Below are 21983 nucleotides of genomic sequence, written 5' to 3' on the forward strand. Positions count from 1 at the left end.
GCATGTTCTGTCGTATTCGGGGCTATTTATCCACCTTGCGCAAGCAGCATATCAATCTTTTAGAGGCTCTCGTTGCATTGTTCTCGGGACATCCTGTGTCGCTTGAACCTCAGCCTGAGTAGTTACTCCATTTTAATTAAGATGTTTATCTTTATTAGTCCAGATTTCTACATCTAAATCTTTTAGATAATTCAGACCATTCTGTAGATTCTCTCGATCCCCCTGCAAACTAATATCAAACCAGCCACTACTGGTTGCCTGTTGATCCAAAATTGCAGCCTTGATGTTGACAATTAAACCGTACTCTGAAACCAATTGAGAAATCACTGGAACTTGATGATGTTTGGGCGGAATCTGAATTCGTAAATGTTTCTGGACTAGGGAAGGGGATTGGGATTGGGACATCGTGAACTCCTGAAATTCAGTGACTTTGAGAACTTCTACACCTATCGGGTAGGTTTAATAGCCGTTTTGCGCTCTACAATCTCCTTGAGAACCAAGGTCACAACTGCTAAAAATGCCAACAAAACCGCTGCTGAATAGGCTGCTTCAGTGTTGTACTGCTTGTAGGCATCTTCCACAAATAGGGGCAAACTTTGAGTTTTTTGGGCAATGTTGCCAGATACTACGGAAACCGCTCCAAATTCCCCCATCGCCCTCGCATTGGTCAAAATGACTCCGTAGAGAAGCCCCCAACGGATATTGGGTAGGGTCACCCGCCAAAAAGTTTGCCAATCATTCGCACCAAGGGTTTTTGCAGCTTCTTCTTGATCAGCCCCAGCTTCTTCTAAGACTGGGATCACTTCACGGGCCACAAAGGGCATACTCACGAAGGCAGTGGCGATCGCCATACCAGGAACGGCAAAGACGATCTTGATGTCATGGCTGGTGAGAAACTCGCCAAACCAACCTTGACGCCCATAGAGCAGCATAATCATAAGCCCTGCCACAACTGGCGAAATGGAAAAGGGCAGATCAATGACACTCAAAACAAAAGCTCGACCGGGAAACTTATGCCGCGCGATCGCCCAGGCTGCACAGAGGCCAAAAATCGTATTGAGAGGAACTGCAATCACAGCTAACAACACCGTTAATTGGATTGCAAACAGGGATTCAGGACTGGTTAAGTTATGGAAAAATGGGCCTACTCCCTTGCTAAAAGCGGCCACAAAAACATTCAGTGCAGGAATGTACAGCACTAAAATCAAAAAACTCACTGCAATAGTAATTAAAACAGTTGGCACCCAGGACTTTTTCGCTTTTGGTTCCCTGGTGGGAGCAGTTGTCAGTTCAACCTTTTCTTTTGTACTAGTCATACCGTCGTCCCCAAGCTTGTAATAGATTGATACCCAGAAGCAGCACCAGAGAAATAATCAACAACGTTGTGCCAATCACCGTTGCACCCGCAAAGTCATATTGCTCTAAGCGTTGAAAGATCAGTACTGGTGCAATCAAATCTTTGAATGGTGTATTCGATGAAATGATGACCGTCGAACCATACTCCCCTACCGCACGGGAAAATCCGAGGGCCACCCCAGTCAAAATCGGTGGCATTAAGGGTGGAAAGATCACATGCCAGAAGGTTTGCCAAGGCGATGCCCCCATACACCAAGCTGACTCCTCCACATCCTTATCCAGTTCAGTTAAAACAGGCTGCACCGTTCGCACAACAAAGGGAAGGGAGATAAAAATCATGGCAATCCCAACCCCTATACGGGTAAAAGACACTTTGAGGCCGAAAGGTAAAAGCAAGGAGCCAATCCAACCATTCTCGCTATAAACCGTGGCTAGGGTTAAGCCAGCAACGGCTGTGGGTAAGGCAAATGGGAGATCGACAGAAGCATCAATGAGTCGCTTCAACGGAAAGTCATAGCGCACCAACACCCAAGCAATTAAGGTACCAAAGACCCCATCAATCAAGGCCGCTACAATTGCCGTTGTAAAAGTGACATCATAGGTCGCCAGCGCAACTTCACTGGTGGCAATGCGCCAAAATTCACTGGGGCCGATCGTGCTGGCCTTTGTAATCATCGCCGTTATCGGCAGTAACAACATGAAAGACAGATAGGCAATCGTAATTTTGAGAGGCCAAGAAACCTTACTAAATAGACGAAAGGGTGCTTGCCACGCGGGTGAACGATGAACAGGTGGAGGAGACGTAATAGTCATAGAAAATTTGTTAGCAAAGATGAATGGAAGCAGAAATCCTACTCAAGGGAGGATGCTGTGAGGGCGTTGCCCCAGCCAAGGGAGTGACCAAAAGCGACCACTCGGTCATTGAGCACCTGTGTATCGATTAAAAAGCCATCATGACCATGCATGGAGGTAATTGAAGTCCATTGCGCTTTGGGAATTGTCTCGGCTAACAGTTGTTGCTCTGCGGGGGGATACAGAACATCCGTGTCAATGGAAACGACAAGAGTGGGGTGTTGAATGGCTTGCAAAACATGAATATATTCCCCCCGTTGCTGACTAATGTCGTGATGATCCATAGCTTGGGTCAGAGTGATGTAGGTGTTTGCATCAAATCGTTCAACCAGTTTTTGCCCATGGCGATACAAGTACTGTTGAATCGAAAAAGACACTCCCTCTGCGGGTTTGGGAACGGCTGAATAGGGGAGAGGAGCCCGATCGATCTGCCGTCCAAACCGTTGCTCAAAACTCTGCCAAGAACGATAGGTACTCATGGCAATCATCCGAGCGATCGCTAACCCGTGGTTCGGCGATCGCTCAGGGGAATACTGGCCCGCAGCCCACTGGGGATCGGCATAGATAGCCTGTCGCTGGGCTTCACTGAGGGCAACGCACCAAGCAGAATGGCGACCTGAAGTCGCAATCGGCACGATCGCCTGTACCCAGTCAGGATACAGCAACGCCCATTCCAACACTTGCATTCCCCCTAGTGATCCGCCAATGACTAATTTGAGTCGTTGTACGGATAGCTGTTCCAATAACTTAGCTTGTACCCGTACCATATCCCGAATTGTAATCGCGGGAAATGTACTGGCATAGGGTTCATTCGTGATCGGATTCAGACTGGTTGGCCCAGTCGTGCCATAACAGCTTCCTAGGATATTGCTACAGATGATGAAATCCTGATCAGGATCAAACACCTTACCCGCACCAAACAAATCCTGCCACCATCGATCGGCATCCGCAGATCCCGTTAAAGCATGGCAAATTAAGATTGCATTATCACCCTGTGAATTTAAAGCGCCCCAAGTGCGATAGGCCACTTGAACATTCGATAAGCTGCCACCGGATTCTAAACCCAAAGGTTCAGGTAACTGATAAAACTGGGTCTTTGATGAAATCCACTGCTGATAATGCATGCTGAAGTCACCTCCTTAAACTGGCGACTGATGATGGGGCATAGGCTGAGCCAGCTAGTTATTAACAGCTAGTGACTGTTTAGCTAGATTAGCTAGATTAGCTAGGCAAACAGCTCATTATTGACAGCTACTGCTAGCTTGATCAAAGGCTTGGACAAAATCCGCTTTGATATCGTCAATATGTTCCAGCCCAACCGAGACTCGAATTAAATCCGGTGTCACACCAGCGGAGCGTTGTTCTGTTTCACTGAGTTGTTGATGGGTAGTGGAAGCGGGATGAATGACGAGGGTCTTGGCATCGCCCACATTCGCCAAATGGCTAGCCAGTTTGACATGGTTGATGAAGGCTCGACCAAACTCTAAGCCGCCTTTAATTCCAAAGTTCAGCACCCCCCCAAAACCATTCTGGAGATATTTCCGAGCCCGATCGTGATAGGGGTGATCCGGTAAACCCAGATAGCTCACCCAGGCCACTTGGGGATGGGTCTGCAACCACTGGGCTAATTCCAAGGCGTTTTGAACATGGCGATCGACCCGGAGAGATAACGTCTCCAAACCCTGTAGCAGCAAGAACGCATTAAAGGGACTGAGGCTCGGCCCCAGATCCCGTAAGCCTTCTACCCTCGCTCGGATAATGAAAGCAATATTGCCAAAGGGACTGTCGGGGCCAAAAGTTTCATCAAAATTCAGGCCATGATATCCCGGAGAAGGAGACGTAAAACTCGGAAATTTACCATTTCCCCAGTCAAAGCGTCCTGAATCAACAATGACCCCGCCGATCGAAGTACCGTGGCCACCAATCCATTTTGTGGCGGACTGGACTACGATATCAGCACCGTGTTCAATGGGACGACACAGATAGCCCGCCGCCCCAAAGGTATTGTCTACGATCAGGGGAATCCCATGCTCATGGGCAATGTGGGCTAGGGTCGCAAAGTCTGGCACATTAAACTGAGGATTGCCGATCGTCTCGACGTACAGCGCCTTTGTCCGTTCATCGATCGCTTGACGAAATCCCTCCGGGTCATCGCCCTCAACAAACTTAACCTGGATGCCCAAGCGGGGGAGAGCAACTTTGAATTGGTTGTAGCTTCCTCCGTACAGAAAACTGGTGGAAACAATGTTGTCTCCCGCTTCGGCAATCGTGCTGATTGCTAGAAATTGCGCGGCCTGTCCACTCGAGGTCGCCAACGCCGCCACCCCACCTTCCAAGGCTGCCACTCGCTTTTCAAACACATCCGTTGTCGGATTCATAATGCGAGTGTAGATATTGCCAAATTCCTTTAAGGCAAAGAGATTCGCACCATGATCCGCACTATCAAACGTGTAGGAAGTGGTTTGATAAATCGGAACTGCGCGGGCATTCGTTCCGGGTGCGGGGGTTTGTCCAGCGTGAACCTGTAGGGTTTCAAAGCGATATTGGGATGACATGGTTTTAATCCTCAGCGGGACAGTACTAACAGCGCGATCTCCTCGGCATCTCTAGGAAATCGCGCTAGGATTTCACCTACTTTTTGCCGATAGCAGCTTCGATCGCATCAAACGGGCCGCCATCCTCAAAGGCTTTCTGTGCTTCCTTCCAACCGCCGTATTCATCAATCTTAGCCAGTTGCTTCACCGGCGGGAATTGCTTGGCAATTTCCGGTTCTTGTTTCAAATCGCCCAGGGGCCGGAATCCAACCTTGGCAAACTCTCGCTGTGCTTCCGGCGTAAACAGGAATTTCACAAATGCTTCTGCTGCTTCCCGAGTACCATGCTTGTCTACGTTCTTGTCAATCACAGTCACTGGTGTATCAATGGAGATATTCACTTCAGGGACAACGAAGTCTACTTTCTCACCTTTCTGCTTGGCTAGGATGACTTCGTTCTCATAGTTCACCAAAGCATCCCCTTGCCCTTGTTTTGCAAAGGCATCCGTTGACTCCCGCGCATCCTTAGCAAGCACCACAACGTTCTGGAAGGCTTGTGTCACGAATTCCTTCGCTTTTGCATCATCCCCGCCCGTTTTCTTGGCATAATTCCACAGCGCGTAGTAGTTCCAACGCGCCCCCCCAGAGGTCTTAGGGTTCGGAGTCACCCATTTCACGTCGTCGCGGGCCAGATCTGCAAAGGTTTTAATATTTTTGGGATTACCTTCACGGGTAATGATTGCGGCTACCGTTTCACCCACAATTCCGTTGTTGGGAACTCGCTGCGTCCAATTCTCTTGTACAAACCCAGCTTTTACCAGCTTGTTTACATCGGCCCCGATCGCTAAATGCACCACATCTGCTTCCAAGCCATCAAGGATCGCGCGGGTCTGGGTCCCAGATCCCCCGTAGCTCTGTTTGAAGGTGACATTTTGGCCGTTGTGATCCTTTTTCCACTGCTCTTGGAATTTCGGAATGATGGCATCATGGGCCGCTTTTGGCACCGCATAGCCCACAAAGGTCAGCTCAATATTCTGCTTCCCACCCTCCGCACTGTTGCCGGAGGAAGCAGGGGAATTCGATTGATTCCCACCCGAGCAAGCCGCTAGCGAAACGCTGAGAGCCGCCCCAACCAAGAACAACCCGACCAAGCTTTTAAGTGACTTGAAACGAAAGCGGGGCAGACGCTCTCGGAAAACCCTAAATACGGCTTGCTGCACAGTCATCGCTGTTCTCCTTTTTAATCTACGGTAAATCGATGGGATTACCGTTTAATCTCTAGAGGATTATCCTACAAAGGTTTTTCCAGAAAAGCAAGGGAAAAAACTTAATTCCGATCGGAGAACCGAGGTTTGACTTCCAACCCCTCCCATCCTAGGGCCGCCCCTCCTATAGAAACCCGGTTGAGGATAGACGCACCTTGGGAACTCGGAGTTGACACCCACAGCACCTGTAGGATTTTCACCCCTCCCTAAATTCAAAGCACTGAGATGCAATTATCATCTAGTGAATTCTGAATCTAGTAAATTCTCACAAAAAAAATCTCCCTGTCAGCAAGTCAGGAAGATTTAATAAAGGAGATTAAATTGCTAGACGCTTTACAAAAGCGTAGTGGATATATCATAGGACTCTCTTACTCATCCTAGAAAGTACATTAGATACAAATTTCTATCCATTTCTTGCAGCATCAAAACATTTTGAAGTTATGTTTTATAACGCAAAGCAACGACTTTTTGCCCTCAGCCCCTAGTCCCTTCTTCCACTCTCTAGGAAAAGTCTAACTCAGCCAGTTTTAGCCCCTTGGGGGCAAGGTCTCCGCATAAATTAAACATCGCATATGCGATAATTTCGTATGTCACAATTGCATATGTCACAATTGCATATGTCACAATTGCATATGTCACAAATTTACATATCACAAGGTGGGAAAATATCAATCCTAATAATGAGATCACAGATTCCTCAATCAGATCATCAAATCAGATCTAAAACTTAAAAAATAGCAATATAAAACAATAACAATAAAAATCTCCCTATCAAAAATAGGAAGATTCATTCAGCAAGCGTAGACACATTTCAACAGAAAAATTCAACAGAAAAATTCAACAGAAAATTAAAGTGGCGTGATACTAGCGACCTTCCCCCCCTGGCTATGAATCCGTTGTAGGTAACTCGATAACGCTTCGTAGGGAATAATGACTGCTTGATTGACTTGGCGAACTTTAGGGTAACCCAACTTGGCCAGTCGGGCAACTTCCACGCGATACAGCCGACCAGACCCATAGGCTAAAGACCCGCCAAAGGTACTCTGGGGCGTTATACCCCGTGCCGGAGATTGGTAAGCAAACCCATTGTTACTCCCTGATGGGGCAACCACCGGAGAAGCGCTATTACGCCCCAATTCCCCTCCCAGTCGGGATGCTTTTCCAAGTACCTGAGATCGATCGCTGTTGGCATACCCCCGATAGAGTTTAAACAGCCGAGTAAAGCCCACGGTTTTCTGGCCTGTCTGCGTTGCAAAGCCTCGATAGTAGGGCACCACCCAATCCCCAAAGTTTTGGATATACTCCGGGGAGTCAATGTAGGAATCAATATCAGCGTTATAGCCCTTTTCTAGATATAAATCCAAATGTGCCTGAATCTCTGACTCATCATAGGGCGCACGGCCTAGTAAGTGCTTGTAGTTCAACTCGGTAAAACGGGTATGGAAACTACTCGAAAAAAATTTAGCTTTATAAAGATCGGACTTGGCAACTTGTCGAACAAACTCCTTAACCGTGATCGTTCCATTCAACAGCAGAGATTCTGCACTGATTAAGCGCTCTGACTTGAGCAAATAATCATTGCCGAGAACTTGGCGATAAACGGCTGCAATCACTGCGTAGATATCCGCTTGGCTTGCCTTCGATCGCAGTTCAACTGGCGCTGCATTCGTAAACGCAGAAACCCCTAAACGGGAAGCGGCACTTGTAATCACCATTCCAATTACCTACTTTACACCTGTCTAAATGAACAGCTCACTGACAAGCTGTTTCGTAGGGCGATCGTCAGATCTTGGGTATCAGATCTTAGCTAGACGATCGCATTACTAGATAACCTATCAGTGAGCCTTAACCTGTGAACCAACTCTAGCTCAGGTTATTGATGATGTAATCAATATAAGAGTTGACTTCAACTGCCGGATCACCTGTTAAACCGTGATTGCCCTTGATGTGCTTGAGGGCTTCAATATACCAGCTAGGAGATAACTCGAAGCTCTTGTTGATTTCCGCCAGTCCAGCAACAAGGTAGTCATCGATCGGGCCGGTTCCCCCTACGACCAATGCGTAGGTCACGATGCGCAGGTAGTAGCCAATGTCCCGAACACACTTCGCCTTACCCCGTGCATCCGAAGCATAGTTTTTCCCTTGGAGCTGGGTGGTGTAGGGATACTTTTGATAAACAGCGTTTGCTGCTGCTTCAGAGAGACTGCCAGCCTTTCTAGAGAGCTCTTTTGCCGCTTCTAGAGAAACAGCAGCTTGGCGGAACCGACCAAAGGCAACTTGAATTTCAGTGCTACCGAGGAAACGGCCTTGGGAATCCGCAGACACAACTGCTTCAGTTAAAGGAGTCTTGCTCATGAACGAATTTTCTCCTAATAGCTCTAAGAATTTTTGTCTTTGTAAAAGTAAGGAAAGATGCAAATTGCATCCATTCCTAGGAAGTAGTTCTGAAGTAGTTCCAGGGAACCAGAACTTTAGCCAACGGCTGCGGATGCCCGATCGAAGTAAGTTGCAATTTCCGAAACCAAGGCACTGCAATCACCACGGGTGACTCCATTCGGATCATTCACCAAAGCGATCGCGGCATCTTTCAGTTTTTGAATGCCCACAGCCACGGAAGCACCAGGCGTCCCCAAAGCCAAGTAAGTTTCCCGCAGACCGTTCAGAGCACGATCTTCGAGAACACTCGCATCCCCGGCATAAATTGCATAGGTAACGTAGCGCAAGATGATTTCCAAATCGCGCAAGCAAGCAGCTGCACGGCGGTTTGTATAAGCATTACCACCAGGTGAAATCAGTTGGGGCTGCTCTTCAAACAATGCCCGTGCAGCATTGGTGACGATCGTGGATGCGTTACTCGAAATCCGATTAACTGCATCAACTCGCTTGTTGCCTTCTCTAACGAAGTTAATCAAAGCATCGATTTGGGCATCGCTGACGTATTCCCCCCGTGCATCAGCTTGGGCTGTCACCTTAGAAAAGGCATCTTGCACCATGGTTGCAATCTCCTAAAAATTGTTGTTTTGAAACTGAATAAACTTTCAGTAATGCGTTTTGAGTAATGAACTCATCATCTAGAACTTGATTTTCCAGAAATTAGTTAACTCAAGGAGCCAATCATTTAGAACAACATGAAAGGAACCTTAAAGAACTTACTCCAGCAACACTGAAATTACATAGAGAGAAACATTAACGAGAAATAAACACAACGCTTAGGTACGCTTATTTCGTCATCTGCATTTCTCTTGGGTTCATTTATACAACACCTGCAAAGTCTTTTTTGATTACGAAACATTACTACGCTTTCGTAATGCGAGAGCACTAAAAAACCCAAAATGTATATCTCATTACTTTAAAAAAGTAGTTTAATTTGCATTTTCATAGTCTCTCTTTCCTGATTCAGTCACCATTGTTATTTAAGTCACTAAATTTTTGCTAATCTCGATACTCTTTTTTATCATTATTTTTACAAAACTTAGTCAATGTATTTTGGATCACATCTTTTGTTGAGCAGTCTGAAACTCATGCGATTGATTGACCGTATTGAGGGCGTTGTAGCCAGCTCAATTGAGAGGCTAGAGGGAAGTTTTGTAGGAATTAGGGAGAGAAATTTCCAAGCTCATTTAGAACCTATGCACAATCCCGTCATTTCAACCGGTCATTTCAACCGGTCATTTCAACTTTGACAGACGGTACATGCTGGGTACCTCTAATTCTGAACAGCCTGAAGAAAATCATTTTCGACCTACACAAAAATCGCCTTGGGTCAAGACCATTTAATACATCACTCTACAATTTTCAGACTTTATTTCATCAATAGATCAGCCCCCTCTGGAAACGTTGACACTATTTCATCGTTTTTAGAGAAAAAATTGTTAACCTCTTGATCTTGGGTGATTTTTGTGACATTCTTTTATGCAGCTCAAATAAACACGGTATTCCGCTCGATTTACCGTAGATTAAATCAATCAGGGAACTGGCTGGGTTTACGAGCGCGCTTTGAATTGTTATTTCCCTCAGTCGTTTGAGCAGCGTACTTATCAGAAGAATCCATTTCCTAAGAACAGAGAGCACCCGAGGATTAAACTGTTATGACTACCGTAAAACCGTCAATCCCATCATTTGCGGCAGTGGGTCTTGGGCTAAGCTTGTCGCTGATGCCCATTGGAGTTTCCTCAGCGTTTGCTGCACCTGCAGAGCAAAAATTGATTGCCCAAAAACCTAACAAAGTAGAAATCACACTTGTTAGTTTTGCCGTAACCAAAGCTGCCCACGACAAAATCATTCCCTTGTTCCAAGAAAAGTGGAAGCGAGAAAAGGGCCAAGAAGTGGTCGTCAATCGTAGCTATGGCGGATCGGGTAGCCAGACACGAGCCGTTTTGGATGGCCTGGAAGCAGATGTGGTGTCCCTGGCCCTGGCCCTGGATACCAAGCGTTTAGAAAAGGCTGGATTAATTCAACCCGGCTGGGAAAAGGAAGCGCCCAATGATGCCATTGTGACTAAATCGGTTATTGCGTTAGTCACTCGTCCTGGCAATCCTAAGAAAGTGAAAACCTGGAGTGATCTCGCCAATGGCGTGCAGGTCATTACGGCCAACCCCAAAACATCCGGGGGCGCAATTTGGAATTTCCTCGGACTTTGGGGTTCCGTGAGCCAGACCGGGGGCAACGACAACCAAGCCAAGGAATTTTTTAGCAAAGTTGCTAAAAACGTTCCTGTGTGGCCCAAGGATGCAAGAGAATCCACGGACATTTTCCTCAAAAAGGGGCAAGGCGACGTTTTACTGAATTATGAGCATGAAGTGATTCTGGCTGAGCAAAATGGCGATCGCGTTTTCTACGTGATCCCGCCTGTCAATATCTCGATCGATAACCCGATCGCGGTAGTTGATAAAATCGTTGACAAACGTGGTACCCGTGAAGTCTCGGAAGCCTTAGTGAAGTTCCTGTATAGCCCAGAAGCGCAACGGGAATATGCCAAAGTTGGCTTCCGTCCCGTAGATGGCGGTGTGGCTAAAGAGTTTGAGAAGAAATTCCCGAAGGTCAGCAAGTTATACACCGTCAAGGACTTTGGAGGGTGGGACGAAGTTCAGAAGAAATTCTTTGCTGATGGTGCAATTTTTGATCAGGTAGTCAATAAGCGCTAGGCTCTCAGCATCTTTCTGAGCAACCCTTGAGTAAGCCCCTTTTAGGGAAATTCCCACTCAACGCGCTGAAAGGCTCATTGCAGGATTTGAGGCTTATTTCAAGGGTTGCTATGGATGATTCCTCACAATTTTGGTATCGGCAAATGCCTACAGGCACAGTTCAATTTACATTCAGTGCCTGTAGTTTTTCTTCGTCTCAGTTATCTTCATCGTGAGTCTCAAGCGTAATCCCCGTGTTAAAGTTTTTTCCTCCTAAAATGACATCCGAGGCCAGTAAGAATTTGTCACCTGACTCGCCTACTGATCCCCAATCTATTGCTGAAAATCACACCACAGTGACCACGACAGCGATCGATGAATGGTTGCATGCGGCCCCCGCTCCCCACGCCCAAACCACCAAAAAGCTACTCGGATTAGGAATGGCAATTTCTTTAGGACTCCATGGCCTATCGCTGGTCATTCCCACGGGAGGTGAGAAACAAGAAGCCGCATCTGTAAAACCAGAAGAAAAAAAGGTGCGCATTACGCAACTTCCAACGATTACCAAATCGACTGGAATTAAATCTGTTAAGACTCAGAAAACCGCCACCCTGAGCAAACCCACCTTCTCCCCCCCACCCACCCAGCCCTCAAACCCGATTCCACCCGCCACCCCTCCCAAGGTCACGGAAACTAAGCAGACAGAAACTAAGGACGATTCCAAGCAAAGCACTTCGGAAGAGAATACGTCCTCTGCTTGGGATGATTTTCCCATCTATCCAGGGGCAGTCGCCGGTTGCTACGGACAATCTGCTTGCTTTACGACCACAAAAGACTTGGCCTCTGTCGCCAGCTTTTTTGAAAAGGAACTGCCTGGTAAAAAATATCAAGCCTCTCCCGTCTTGAATAAACCGGATCACAAAGCATATCAAGTTTCCCGGAAAGGTCAGGGCCAAATTCTGAATATCTTAGTGGATACCACGGGCACCGCTATCTATGTTTTGGCACCAGAAGTCATTGCCTTAGGAGACCTCGCTAAAGCCATTCCTGTCCCTCCGGATGTCGCCGAAATTCTCGGTTCCACCTCAGCTCCAGATGCCACCCCGAATAGTTTGGCACAGCCCACGATCGCCTTTGCAGGCACAAAACTCAAGCCGGGTGCTTCGGCAGCGCTGCTATTTGACGAAGCACCAGAAGACGTATTTCCAACCTATATTCAGGGCAACTTGGGCACCCGAGGCATTAATTTTGACGGCCCAACTGCTTACAACGGTGGCTTACTGTACACCGTGGATGCCTCGAAGAAACTCTACGTTTTCATTCTCCCAAGTACCAAGGGGGGTAGTGTCTTGACGATTTGGAATGTGCCGCCCCAGTAAAGTCGTAACACCATTTACCGCAAAATTCATCGCAACGTTCATCGCAACGTTCATCGCAACGTTCATCGCAACGTTCATCGCAAACCTGTCAATTGCTCAAGCTGAGGAACATCCATGTCTAATTTCTATGAAATGATCGCCAAAGGGGGGCCGGTGATGATCCCGCTGGTGGGGTTATCCGTTGCAACTTTTGGTTGCGCGATCGAACGAGCTGTCTTCTGGCGACAGTTACTCAAGCAAGAAGGTCGAATTGTCCACGATGTCTTGGAATCAGCCCATACCGATCTCGCGTTGGCCGCAGATATTGCACGGCGAGGTAGCCATCTTCCCATCGGGCGCTATCTACTAGCACCGTTACGCTTACACCAGCCTACGCCCGAAACGTTTCATCTAGCCTTAGAAACTTCGAGTGAAAAGGAATTTATTGAAATTCGACGGGGACACAAATTACTGGAAAGCGTCGTTGGGATTGCTCCATTATTGGGTCTTTTAGGAACCGTCACAGGTTTGATTATGACGTTTAGTAACCTCAACATCGGTGGCGGCGGCGGGGCAAGCAGTGCGGGAGATTTGGGCAAAGCGGCGGCTGGGATCGGGGAAGCCTTAATCACAACGGCGGGGGGAATGATTGTCGCAATTATTGCCTTGAGTATTTTGCGAGTGTTAGTTTCCCTGGAAGCCAAGCAACTGGATTATTTTTCGATCGTGGGTAGTGAACTGGAATTAATCTATCGACAGATTTGGTACGAACCTAAGTTTCAATACCAAAAATCCGCGTCCAATTCTGACATGGGCAGAATGAATGAGTTTATCCCGGATCGAAGCACAGTGGACGGTTAATCATGGTCTTGAAACGCAGCAATCACGCTAGTAATCAAATGCCAGAGGTCAACCTGGTACCCATGATGGACGTGGTTATGACCATTCTCACGTTTTTCATCATTGTGTCAATGACTTTGACGAAACAGCAAAATGCATTAAACGTCACACTGCCCAGCGCCAATGCCCCTGCTAATCCGTCAGCCTCCAAAGGCCCTGACCCCATGATTGTCGCGATCGATGCCCAAGGCAAATTAGCCGTGAAAGATGTGGTTGTGAGTGAAACAGATTTATCCCAGCAAGTGCAAACCTTTTTGGCCAGCAGCCCCCAAGCCGCTGTTTTGCTCAAAGCCGATCGCAAAGTGTCCTATGAACAATTGGCCAAGGTTTTAGGCACCTTACAAAAAGTGGGTGGAGAGCGCGTTTCCTTAGCCATTGAGGGGAATTAGCATGGCAAGGCAAACTAGCATAGCAAAACAGATCAGCATGGCAAAACGAAGTGTGGTGTTAGGTATGAGATTCAGGGCGATCGCAGCGATCGCATTGATTAGCCTAACCGGATGCAATCAATCCTCCGCAACCCATTCGATCGAAACCCTCCTCAAAACGGAGATTGAAAAGCAAAGTGGCATCTCAGTCAAAACCATTACCTGTCCCAAGAACTTGCAAGCTCAACCCGACCAAGAATTTGAATGCACGGGAGCCTTAAACCCCGAGGGAGGCTTTTTTATCCAAGTGAGGGCCACAGCGGAAAAAGACAAGGTTAATTGGGAGATTCCCCATTCCTGGCGATTACTCAACCTCGCCAAATTAGAGTCCGAGGTTCAAGCGGTTTTGGGCCAAACCCAGACCCCGGAAAAACCCGATCTCGCCCAATCCGTCGTAGTCTCCGCAACCCCTCCCCTGCCAGATTCTACGCCTTCAAAAGCCACCCCCCCTAAGGACGGACTGCCCCCTTTCCCAAAGACGCTGAAAGTTGACTGCGGCGGTGGCTATCGGGCCATTAAACCGGGAGATAGTTTTGAGTGCAAATTGGTTGATGCTTCAGCATCCACTGCACCTGACAAATCCCCACCATCGGCAACCCTTCCTAGTACTAGCCGTGACATTGTTAGCGTCAAAATTGAACCCGAAGGTAAAATCACCTGGCAAGCAATCCGCGAGGAAGCGGGGTCTGCCACTAAGGCTGCTGCGATCGGCAGCCAAACGCCAGCAGTCAGCCCAGCCTCTGGGAGCTTAGCAACGCCAGCGGCCCCCACGACATCAACCTCTAGCAATGGCGCGATCGAAGCAGCGCCTCAGGATGCCACCGGATGGCGCGAGTTAGGGGAGTAAAAGGGAATAACGGATTGGGTCACAGGCTGACCATCCTGGAACACGAGCAGTTCTCCAGGTTGCAACGTAATCCACTCTTCATTATCAGTCAATGGAACTGTTGCAATGATAGCCACCCGATCGCTCGCCGTTGTCAGTTCTTGAAAATCAACCGTTATATCTTCATCCACCAAGTGAGCCGCTGCAAACGGGGCTTGCCGGATAATGTAACTTAGCTTCGTGGAACAATGCACAAATAAATGCTCCCCATCCGAGAACAAGTAGTTAAAAATTCCATACTGGGCAATCTCTTGAGTCAAAGTTTCCAAGACTGGATACAGCACTTCCAAGGGGGGTTTGCCCTGGGGAAAGTGTTGCCGTAAGGTTTCTAAAATCTGGCAAAACGCCTGTTCACTATCCGTACTTCCCACGGGGCAGTAGTGGCCTTGGCTTGGATAATGAAACTCTTTGAGATCACCGTTATGGGCAAACACCCAATAGCGTCCCCATAACTCGCGCTTAAACGGATGGCAGTTTTCTAGACCCACTGGCCCGATCGTTGCCTTGCGAATATGGGCAATGACATTCGTGGACTTAATGGGATATTGCCGTACTAATTGCGCGATCGGAGACTCGATCGACGGTTGATCATCTAAAAAAACCCGGCATCCCAACCCTTCAAAAAAGGCAATCCCCCAACCATCCCGATGCTCATCGGTTTTTCCGCCCCTCGCACAAAAGCCCTCAAAGGAGAAACAAATATCGGTAGGGACATTACAATTCATTCCGAGTAATTGGCACATAAATCACACCTACCGACTGAATTTAAGGGTCACTTACAGCAAGCATCGCCGACAGAAAAACATTGCTTAACGCAAGAATTACACTTAGAGCAAGTATCACGCCTAACGCAAGTACTACCCAATCAACTGGTAATTGCAACCCATACCGATCCCCCCTAGCTCCCCTTAATCAAGGCGGAAACTTGTCAGGGCATCGTCAGGGCTCACAATTAAGGCTCACAATTAAGGCTCACAATTAAGGCTCACAATTTTATCTACGGTTAACCGATGGGAATACCGTATATTATAGAGCTATCCCGTTGCGTTGATAAAAATTGGGTTCTATGGGAATTTTGGATAGCATTACCGATGCGATTGGTTCTACCCCTTTGGTGCAACTCAATCGCATCCCGCAGTCAGAAGGCTGTCTTGCAAGGATTGCAATTAAATTAGAAGGATTGAATCCCTCGGCATCCGTTAAAGATCGCATCGCCCTCAGCATGATTCGATCGGCGGAAGAAGAAGGATTGATTAAACCCGGTGAATCGATATTAGTAGAACCAACCTCTGGCAACACCGGTATTGCCCTAGCCATGATTGCCGCTGCTCGGGGATATCGCCTCATCCTCACCATGCCGGAAACCATGAGTATTGAGCGCCAACTCATGCTGAAAGCCTTTGGGGCCGAACTGGAATTAACCCCTAGTTTAGGCGGGATGCGCAATGCCATCTCACGGGCAGAAGAAATCGTTGCAACTACGCCAAACGCTATAATGTTGCAGCAATTTCGGAACTCCGCCAATCCTAAAATTCATCGAGAAACCACGGCTGAAGAAATTTGGGCAGATACTGACGGTCTCGTGGATATTGTTGTGGCTGGCGTAGGGACGGGGGGAACCATTACTGGCGTTTCTGAAGCCCTTAAAGCCAAGAAACCCAGCTTACAAACGATCGGAGTTGAACCCGCCACCAGCGCAGTCCTCACCGGAGGCAAACCCGGAGAACACAAAATTCAAGGCATCGGGGCTGGGTTTATTCCTCCAGTTTTGCGCCTAGAACTGATCGATGAAGTCATCACGGTCACCGATGATCACGCCATTCGCTATGGCCAAAGACTCGCCAGAGAAGAGGGCATTTTGTCTGGAATTTCTTCGGGAGCTGCGCTCTGGGCGGCGGTACAAATCGGAAAACGAGCTGAGAATGCCAATAAACTCATTGTTGTCATTCAACCCAGTTTTGGAGAACGCTACCTCAGCACCCCACTCTTTAAGGATCTTGACCTCTATCATCAACCCCGCTTGGCTCCCTGTTAAGCATCACACGTCTTATGTGCATCATCTTCCTAGTGCCGATTCTGTGACTTGATCCTAGCTATTACTATCTGAGAAAGATTAAATCCCCGGTTTTCCGACCAAGAAACTGGGGTATACTAAACTTAACCAATCTACACCGAAAGTTCTATGGCACACCTTTTGCTAGCTGGTGGAACGATTCTATCTAAGGAACAAGAAATTGCCGCTCATCTTGCCGAGATTGGGGTTGAGCTACACCATTGGAGTCTAGGTGAGCAACTCTATTCCTCAGAACTTTTGGTGCAACAAGATGGGTTAACCGCTGTAGAAAAACAAAATCTACTCTGTCTCTATAACCAGAAATTTAAAGCCCTACAATATCAGACAAATTGCCAGTGGTGTGAAGTTGCGATCGTCCATCCCGGCACGAGTCAATTACTTTCCTTAGCAACGATGTACGATCGCTTGCACTATCATACCGATCCCGAAATCTGGCATTTACTTTCGGGGGAAATGCTGTTTAGATTTATTCGTCCAGATGGCAGCGAGATGCAACTACAGCTTGAAGTTGGTGATTACTTACAGATCCCAGCCTTCGTAGAACACGCATCCAGTCCTAGCATAACCCTCTCCTACCAAGCAGTTCGGTACTTTATCACTGCAAAAGGTTGGGTACCCCATTATTCAACCCCCGTACCGTTTTCCCGCTAGTAGAGAACTAGTAGAACACTCACAATTAAATAATTCAAACCATTGGGCGATCGCTTAACGATCGCCCAATGGTGGTTTTGATGCTGATTGATCCTCCTCATAGGCCCAATAGGAACCCTAGTATTAGAACCAGAACACTGTAGAACCAGAACACTGTTAGAACCAGAACACCATTAGAAGAAGAGATTAGCGTAGACTCGTGATGCAATCTAGATTGGTCAAATTGGGCCGACGGAAATAAGCCATTGCCTGCAATCCCATGCTCTTGCAAACCTCAGCACAGTGACGGCATAGGGCCGCACAGTCCGCTAACTGTTGATTTTGAGGAACGGACTCACAGACAGTAGCGCACTTTTCGCACATTTCAGAACACAGTTGGCAGGTTCTTCCCATGAACTCTGAGCCATCGGTGATCAGGTTACTCGTCATTACACACATTTCAGAACAATCCCGCAACAAACAGAGAAGATTAATGTCCGTCTGTTGCTCCTGTTGATTGAGATATTCAGTCAATGTGGTCATTGTCATCTCGTGACAGCGATTACAAATGTTAATGCAGTTTTGCATTTCTACACTCATAGTCATGGATGCTTGAGAACTTGTAGTTGTAGACATCATGATGACCACCTCAGTGAGCAGAAAGAATTCATATCTCAACAGTAATCATGCTGCCTTGGGTCGTCAATACCAACGAGTTAAGCCATTAGAGCATTCCCCTCAAAGTCCCCTCTACAGGTCAAGATTTACCAGTACATTTTGAAATCCCCCCTGTAAATGTGGGATTTTGAGGCATCTAGGATCTCAACACCCGATTCCGAAAGGCTTGATTAATTTCCCACAATCGACTCTGGATTCTTGGAATCAACCCCTTCGTACAATCTTTTTCACGATGCAGCTTGCAAGCAGCCGGTTAATGGCGCGGAAGGAACAGAAAAAACGTCCTTTTTATGTCATGAATTCCTGACATACAGCCAGGAATCCCGTGGGGAAGTCATTACAGAACCCATGCTATAAACTTGCGATTTCTAGACTTGTAATTTTTAGAAAGCTGTGCAACTGTACTCAACAGAGTATACTACGGTTATCCGATCAAGTTGCCGTAGATTCTACAGTCGCTCGCCGTAGATTACGCTGCGATCGTCCAAACATTTCAGGAGAAAACCCATGAAATTGGTTTTGATGTGGGCGAGAGGTCAACTGAGAAAACTGTCCGCCCCTAAATTTCTATCTTTGTTAGCAGTGCTGGTAGCCGTACTAGTGATCACACCTTGGGCCACGATCGCGCCAGGAGCAGCAGCTACAAAAGCACAGATTCAGTTTGTCGCGCCTGACTGGGTAAAAGCCCATGTTAAGGACAAGAATTTACGAATTTTAGATGTGCGGAATGCGCCATTAGATTACATTACGAGTCATGTCCCCAATGCCATCAATATTGCTGATACCGTCTTCCGAGGCCCCGATGGTTTCTTACCAGTGCAATATTGGGATACTACTAAACTCGGCGATACTTTAGGTAAAGCAGGCGTGAGCAATCAAAGCCACGTTTTAGTCTATTCCGACGGGCGGGATATCTTGGGCTCAACCATGGTTGCTTATCTATTGGAGCGATCGGGCATTCAAAACATTGCTGTTTTGGATGGTGGGTTTGCTGGCTATAAAGGATCTGGGGAAGCGACGACCAAAGAGTTTCCCAGATACTCACAACAGCGGTTCACTGTTCGAGATAACTCATCCATTCGGGTCACACTCAAGGATGTCAAAAACTTGATTGGTAAGTCGGGAGTAGTCTTTATTGATCCCCGTCCCGGCGATTTATTCCGAGGAGAAAAGGACATTTGGGTTCGTAACGGTCATATCCCTGGCGCACGCAACATCCCTTGGCCTACTTTTACGGAAGCGGATAATGCCCAGGATGCCCTAAAAAACCCTCACAAATTGAAGCCATTGGACGATATCCGCAAGTTACTGGCAGAGAAAGGGATTAAACCCACTGACGATATCATTGTCTCCTGTAGCACTGGTCGGGAAGCCACCTTACAGTACGTTGTCCTGAAGCACCTACTGAAATATCCTAAGGTTCGTATTTACGAAGGCTCCTGGACAGAATACAGTACTACAGATCTGCCGGTTGAAACTGGGCCAGAAAAACCCATCAAGGCATAACTTCACCAGAAGATCAGACCTTGAAAGAATGTTGACCGCAACGCAGGCATTAACAGCAATGAAAACATTAAATATTGCGTGGGCAATCACCCTAGTCAGCTGCACTAGCTTAGCACTAGTTTCAACTTTGATGGTGCAACAATCCAATTCCGCTGATTTGATGAGTTGCACAACTTCCGATCCGCCCCCTAAAAATTCTACCGGGGGCAAGAACAGCTAGATTTGAGTAATTAACGCTTTGAGTCTCTTCAGGATCACGGTTTCTTGAAGAGACTTTTACTTGAAGAAACTTGTAGTAGTCCATAGGCATCTAGACTGCAATTATGAGTAGCATCACTCCTCTTGATTCATCTGACAGTGGTTTCGATCGTCCCCCCAACCAGAATCCCCAGCGCCGTTTTGCAATGATCGCATTAGCGGGGTTGGTGATGGGAATGGTTGGGTTGAGTTGTTATAGCTGGCAACAAAGTGCATTATTTTTGATTGGTGGACTGTTTGGCGTTACATTGTATCGATCGGGGTTTGGGTTTGCCTCCGCTTATCGAAAGTTGTTTATACAACGTGAAGTCACAGGAATTTACGCCCAGTTAGTCATGTTGGGTGTAGCAACGATTTTGTTTGCACCCGTATTAGCCGCAGGCTCGATCGGAGGGCAAGTAGTGAAAGGAGCTGTGGCTCCAATCGGCTTGCAAGGCATCATCGGTGCAGTACTGTTTGGCGTAGGGATGCAGTTTGGTGGGGCTTGTGGTTGCGGCACACTTTACACGCTGGGAAGCGGCAGTTTGTCCATGGGCGTGACATTCCTAGCCTTTTCAGTGGGTGCATTTGTGGCCAGTCTAACTCGCGCTTTCTGGGCTGGGTTGCCATCGATCCCCCCGATTTCCCTAGGAATGAATTTTGGGTGGCTTGGAGCAGTCGTACTACAACTAGCGGTGATCACGCTCATAGCTGTTTTCTTGCGCTGGAGCCAATACAAGGGGATTTTTTCGGGATGGCGTTCATTAGAGATTAAGTCAATTTTTCAGTTTCCAGGGACAAGGCGATCGTGGTTATCCGATCGTTGGTCATTATTTATGGGAGCCGTTTTATTAGCCATTCTCAATTGGTTCACATTAATTATCTCGGGACAGCCTTGGCGCGTGACTTGGGGCTTTGCATTAGGTGCTGCTAAAGTAGCCCTCTTTCTAGGCTGGAATCCCAATGGACATCCTATTTGGGGAACTGGGAGCGGACAGCAAGCTCTGGGACAACCCCTATTCACTGATGCCAGCATTGTGATTAACCTAGGAGTGATTTTAGGGGCATTAATTGCTGCATCTGCGGCTGGACGATTTGTGATTAAGACCGAGTGGAACTTCCCAGCCATTGCATCGACTTTAGGGGGCGGCTTTGCAATGGGCTACGGCGCATTCTTGGCCTTTGGGTGCAATATCAGCGCATTTTTTGGGGGCATCGCTTCAACCAGTTTGCATGGCTGGGTTTGGATTATTGCAGCCCTAGTGGGAACGGCAGTTGGGCTCTGGCTGCGTAGAAAACTAGGGTTCGCGGTCAATTGAGCAAGTTGTAACCATGAAGCAGAAGCACCTTTTAATCAACACTAACGACTGGCAAACCCTTTTGTTTGGACTAGTCATGGCGTTGTTACTGGGTGGAATCATTGGCCTTAATCATCAGCGAGGGGGACGATCGGCTTAATTACACTCAGTGGTGTGAAGCGGGTGAACCGCTCCATGAAAAAAGGACTTTTCAATAGGCATGTTCCGGATTGCCTAAAAAATCATTTCGATCGCAATACTCAATCATTAAGTGCACGGCAGGGCAGTGTCATTATTGTGGATAATGTGGTGCGGAAGGGGGGCATCATTGATGCAGAGAGTCGTGATGAAAATATTCAAGGTGTACGCAAGTTTAATGAGTTGCTCTCAGCAGAACCTCGCGTAAAGGCTACTGCAATTCAGACCGTTGGAAGCAAGGGCTACGATGGATTCGCGATCGTGCTAGTAATTGCAGATGAAGATTAGATGCCAAACAAGTAAATCTTCCAACCTTATCTCATCGAACAAGGATTCGACAATTTTAATGGTGCATAATCTCATTCCATAACATCATCGGCACATCATTATTATTGTTGCAACATTAACTACAGCAACGTTATCAAGACTAAATCTCTTCGAAGCCAGCACTTTTGAGGAGATTTTTTAATGTCACGAGAACTGACTCCCAAAGAATGAATGTAGAAGATTAATCACTTCTATTTATCAATATCACAATAAAGACTATTTGCTCTTATCAATTGAAGAGAATAGTCTTATATCATGGCGAAATTTAAAGCTCCCCGAGCGATATACAGCGGATTACGTAACGACAAGGAATAGATACAACGCCTGAAGCCTG

Annotated in this window: 22 protein-coding genes; 11 read left to right on the forward strand and 11 right to left on the reverse strand. The window is 47.3% G+C overall.

Annotated features, from left to right (window positions below; translation table 11 throughout):
• Positions 1-132: 132 nt before the first annotated feature.
• From H6G21_RS24360 to H6G21_RS24400, 9 genes are all read right to left on the reverse strand, one after another.
• The gene (locus H6G21_RS24360) at positions 133-405 is read right to left on the reverse strand and encodes an NIL domain-containing protein (RefSeq protein ID WP_190577045.1); all 273 of its coding nucleotides are present in this window, start codon (positions 403-405) and stop codon (positions 133-135) included.
• A gap of 41 nt (positions 406-446) precedes the next feature.
• Positions 447-1316: a sulfate ABC transporter permease subunit CysW gene (gene cysW / locus H6G21_RS24365; protein WP_190577047.1), complete on the reverse strand. Its 870-nt coding sequence runs from the start codon at positions 1314-1316 to the stop codon at positions 447-449.
• Positions 1309-2169: a sulfate ABC transporter permease subunit CysT gene (gene cysT, locus H6G21_RS24370; RefSeq protein WP_190577049.1), complete on the reverse strand. Its 861-nt coding sequence runs from the start codon at positions 2167-2169 to the stop codon at positions 1309-1311. Before cysT ends, cysW begins: the two co-directional genes overlap by 8 nt.
• Before the next feature lie 38 nt (positions 2170-2207).
• A complete protein-coding gene (metX, locus tag H6G21_RS24375; protein ID WP_190577051.1) occupies positions 2208-3332 on the reverse strand; it encodes a homoserine O-acetyltransferase in 1125 nt (374 codons plus the stop codon).
• 117 nt (positions 3333-3449) lie between these two features.
• Complete coding sequence (locus tag H6G21_RS24380; protein ID WP_190577053.1) at positions 3450-4763, reverse strand: O-acetylhomoserine aminocarboxypropyltransferase/cysteine synthase; 1314 nt, start codon at positions 4761-4763, stop codon at positions 3450-3452.
• 76 nt (positions 4764-4839) lie between these two features.
• Positions 4840-5967: a sulfate ABC transporter substrate-binding protein gene (locus tag H6G21_RS24385; protein ID WP_190577055.1), complete on the reverse strand. Its 1128-nt coding sequence runs from the start codon at positions 5965-5967 to the stop codon at positions 4840-4842.
• A gap of 887 nt (positions 5968-6854) precedes the next feature.
• On the reverse strand, positions 6855-7721 hold the full coding sequence (locus H6G21_RS24390; RefSeq protein ID WP_190577057.1) for a phycobilisome linker polypeptide: 867 nt from the start codon (positions 7719-7721) through the stop codon (positions 6855-6857).
• Positions 7722-7869: 148 nt separating this feature from the next.
• Positions 7870-8361, reverse strand: coding sequence for a phycocyanin subunit alpha (cpcA, locus tag H6G21_RS24395; protein WP_190577059.1), 492 nt, complete (start codon positions 8359-8361; stop codon positions 7870-7872).
• Positions 8362-8477: 116 nt separating this feature from the next.
• The gene (locus tag H6G21_RS24400; RefSeq protein WP_199307425.1) at positions 8478-8999 is read right to left on the reverse strand and encodes a phycocyanin subunit beta; all 522 of its coding nucleotides are present in this window, start codon (positions 8997-8999) and stop codon (positions 8478-8480) included.
• A gap of 1095 nt (positions 9000-10094) precedes the next feature.
• Here H6G21_RS24400 and H6G21_RS24405 point away from each other — a divergent pair.
• From H6G21_RS24405 to H6G21_RS24425, 5 genes are all read left to right on the forward strand, one after another.
• A complete protein-coding gene (locus H6G21_RS24405; protein ID WP_190577061.1) occupies positions 10095-11150 on the forward strand; it encodes a sulfate ABC transporter substrate-binding protein in 1056 nt (351 codons plus the stop codon).
• A 335-nt stretch (positions 11151-11485) separates the two neighbouring features.
• A complete protein-coding gene (locus H6G21_RS24410; RefSeq protein ID WP_190577063.1) occupies positions 11486-12508 on the forward strand; it encodes a hypothetical protein in 1023 nt (340 codons plus the stop codon).
• A gap of 114 nt (positions 12509-12622) precedes the next feature.
• Positions 12623-13348 (forward strand): MotA/TolQ/ExbB proton channel family protein, encoded by a 726-nt coding sequence (locus H6G21_RS24415; protein ID WP_190577065.1) that lies wholly within the window; start codon positions 12623-12625, stop codon positions 13346-13348.
• A gap of 2 nt (positions 13349-13350) precedes the next feature.
• Entirely contained in the window at positions 13351-13776 is a 426-nt protein-coding gene (locus tag H6G21_RS24420) for a biopolymer transporter ExbD (protein ID WP_242042038.1), read from the forward strand.
• Between the two features lie 37 nt (positions 13777-13813).
• Positions 13814-14662, forward strand: coding sequence for a DUF4333 domain-containing protein (locus H6G21_RS24425; RefSeq protein ID WP_190577067.1), 849 nt, complete (start codon positions 13814-13816; stop codon positions 14660-14662).
• On the opposite strand, the gene H6G21_RS24430 is transcribed toward H6G21_RS24425, so the two are convergent.
• Complete coding sequence (locus tag H6G21_RS24430) at positions 14626-15444, reverse strand: class II glutamine amidotransferase (protein WP_190577069.1); 819 nt, start codon at positions 15442-15444, stop codon at positions 14626-14628. The two genes, H6G21_RS24425 and H6G21_RS24430, sit on opposite strands and share 37 nt — an antisense overlap.
• Before the next feature lie 323 nt (positions 15445-15767).
• Here H6G21_RS24430 and cysK point away from each other — a divergent pair, with 323 nt between their 5' ends.
• The gene (gene cysK, locus H6G21_RS24435; protein ID WP_190577071.1) at positions 15768-16736 is read left to right on the forward strand and encodes a cysteine synthase A; all 969 of its coding nucleotides are present in this window, start codon (positions 15768-15770) and stop codon (positions 16734-16736) included.
• 147 nt (positions 16737-16883) lie between these two features.
• Positions 16884-17426, forward strand: coding sequence for an acireductone dioxygenase (locus H6G21_RS24440; protein ID WP_190577072.1), 543 nt, complete (start codon positions 16884-16886; stop codon positions 17424-17426).
• Positions 17427-17612: 186 nt separating this feature from the next.
• Here H6G21_RS24440 and H6G21_RS24445 read toward each other — a convergent pair whose 3' ends face one another.
• Positions 17613-17948 (reverse strand): four-helix bundle copper-binding protein, encoded by a 336-nt coding sequence (locus tag H6G21_RS24445; RefSeq protein WP_190577074.1) that lies wholly within the window; start codon positions 17946-17948, stop codon positions 17613-17615.
• A 642-nt stretch (positions 17949-18590) separates the two neighbouring features.
• On the opposite strand from H6G21_RS24445, the gene H6G21_RS24450 reads away from it, so the two are divergent.
• From H6G21_RS24450 to H6G21_RS24460, 4 genes are all read left to right on the forward strand, one after another.
• Positions 18591-19589 carry a sulfurtransferase gene (locus H6G21_RS24450; protein WP_242042040.1) on the forward strand — a complete coding sequence of 333 codons (999 nt, stop codon included), beginning with the start codon at positions 18591-18593 and terminating at the stop codon, positions 19587-19589.
• A gap of 323 nt (positions 19590-19912) precedes the next feature.
• Entirely contained in the window at positions 19913-21145 is a 1233-nt protein-coding gene (locus tag H6G21_RS24455; RefSeq protein ID WP_190577076.1) for a YeeE/YedE family protein, read from the forward strand.
• Between the two features lie 13 nt (positions 21146-21158).
• Complete coding sequence (locus H6G21_RS26125) at positions 21159-21284, forward strand: hypothetical protein (RefSeq protein WP_277875334.1); 126 nt, start codon at positions 21159-21161, stop codon at positions 21282-21284.
• Positions 21285-21319: 35 nt separating this feature from the next.
• Positions 21320-21610: a hypothetical protein gene (locus H6G21_RS24460; protein ID WP_190577078.1), complete on the forward strand. Its 291-nt coding sequence runs from the start codon at positions 21320-21322 to the stop codon at positions 21608-21610.
• The last annotated feature ends 373 nt before the right edge of the window (positions 21611-21983 follow it).

The organism is Alkalinema sp. FACHB-956 (assembly GCF_014697025.1).
In the GTDB taxonomy this organism is placed as follows: domain Bacteria; phylum Cyanobacteriota; class Cyanobacteriia; order Leptolyngbyales; family Leptolyngbyaceae; genus Alkalinema.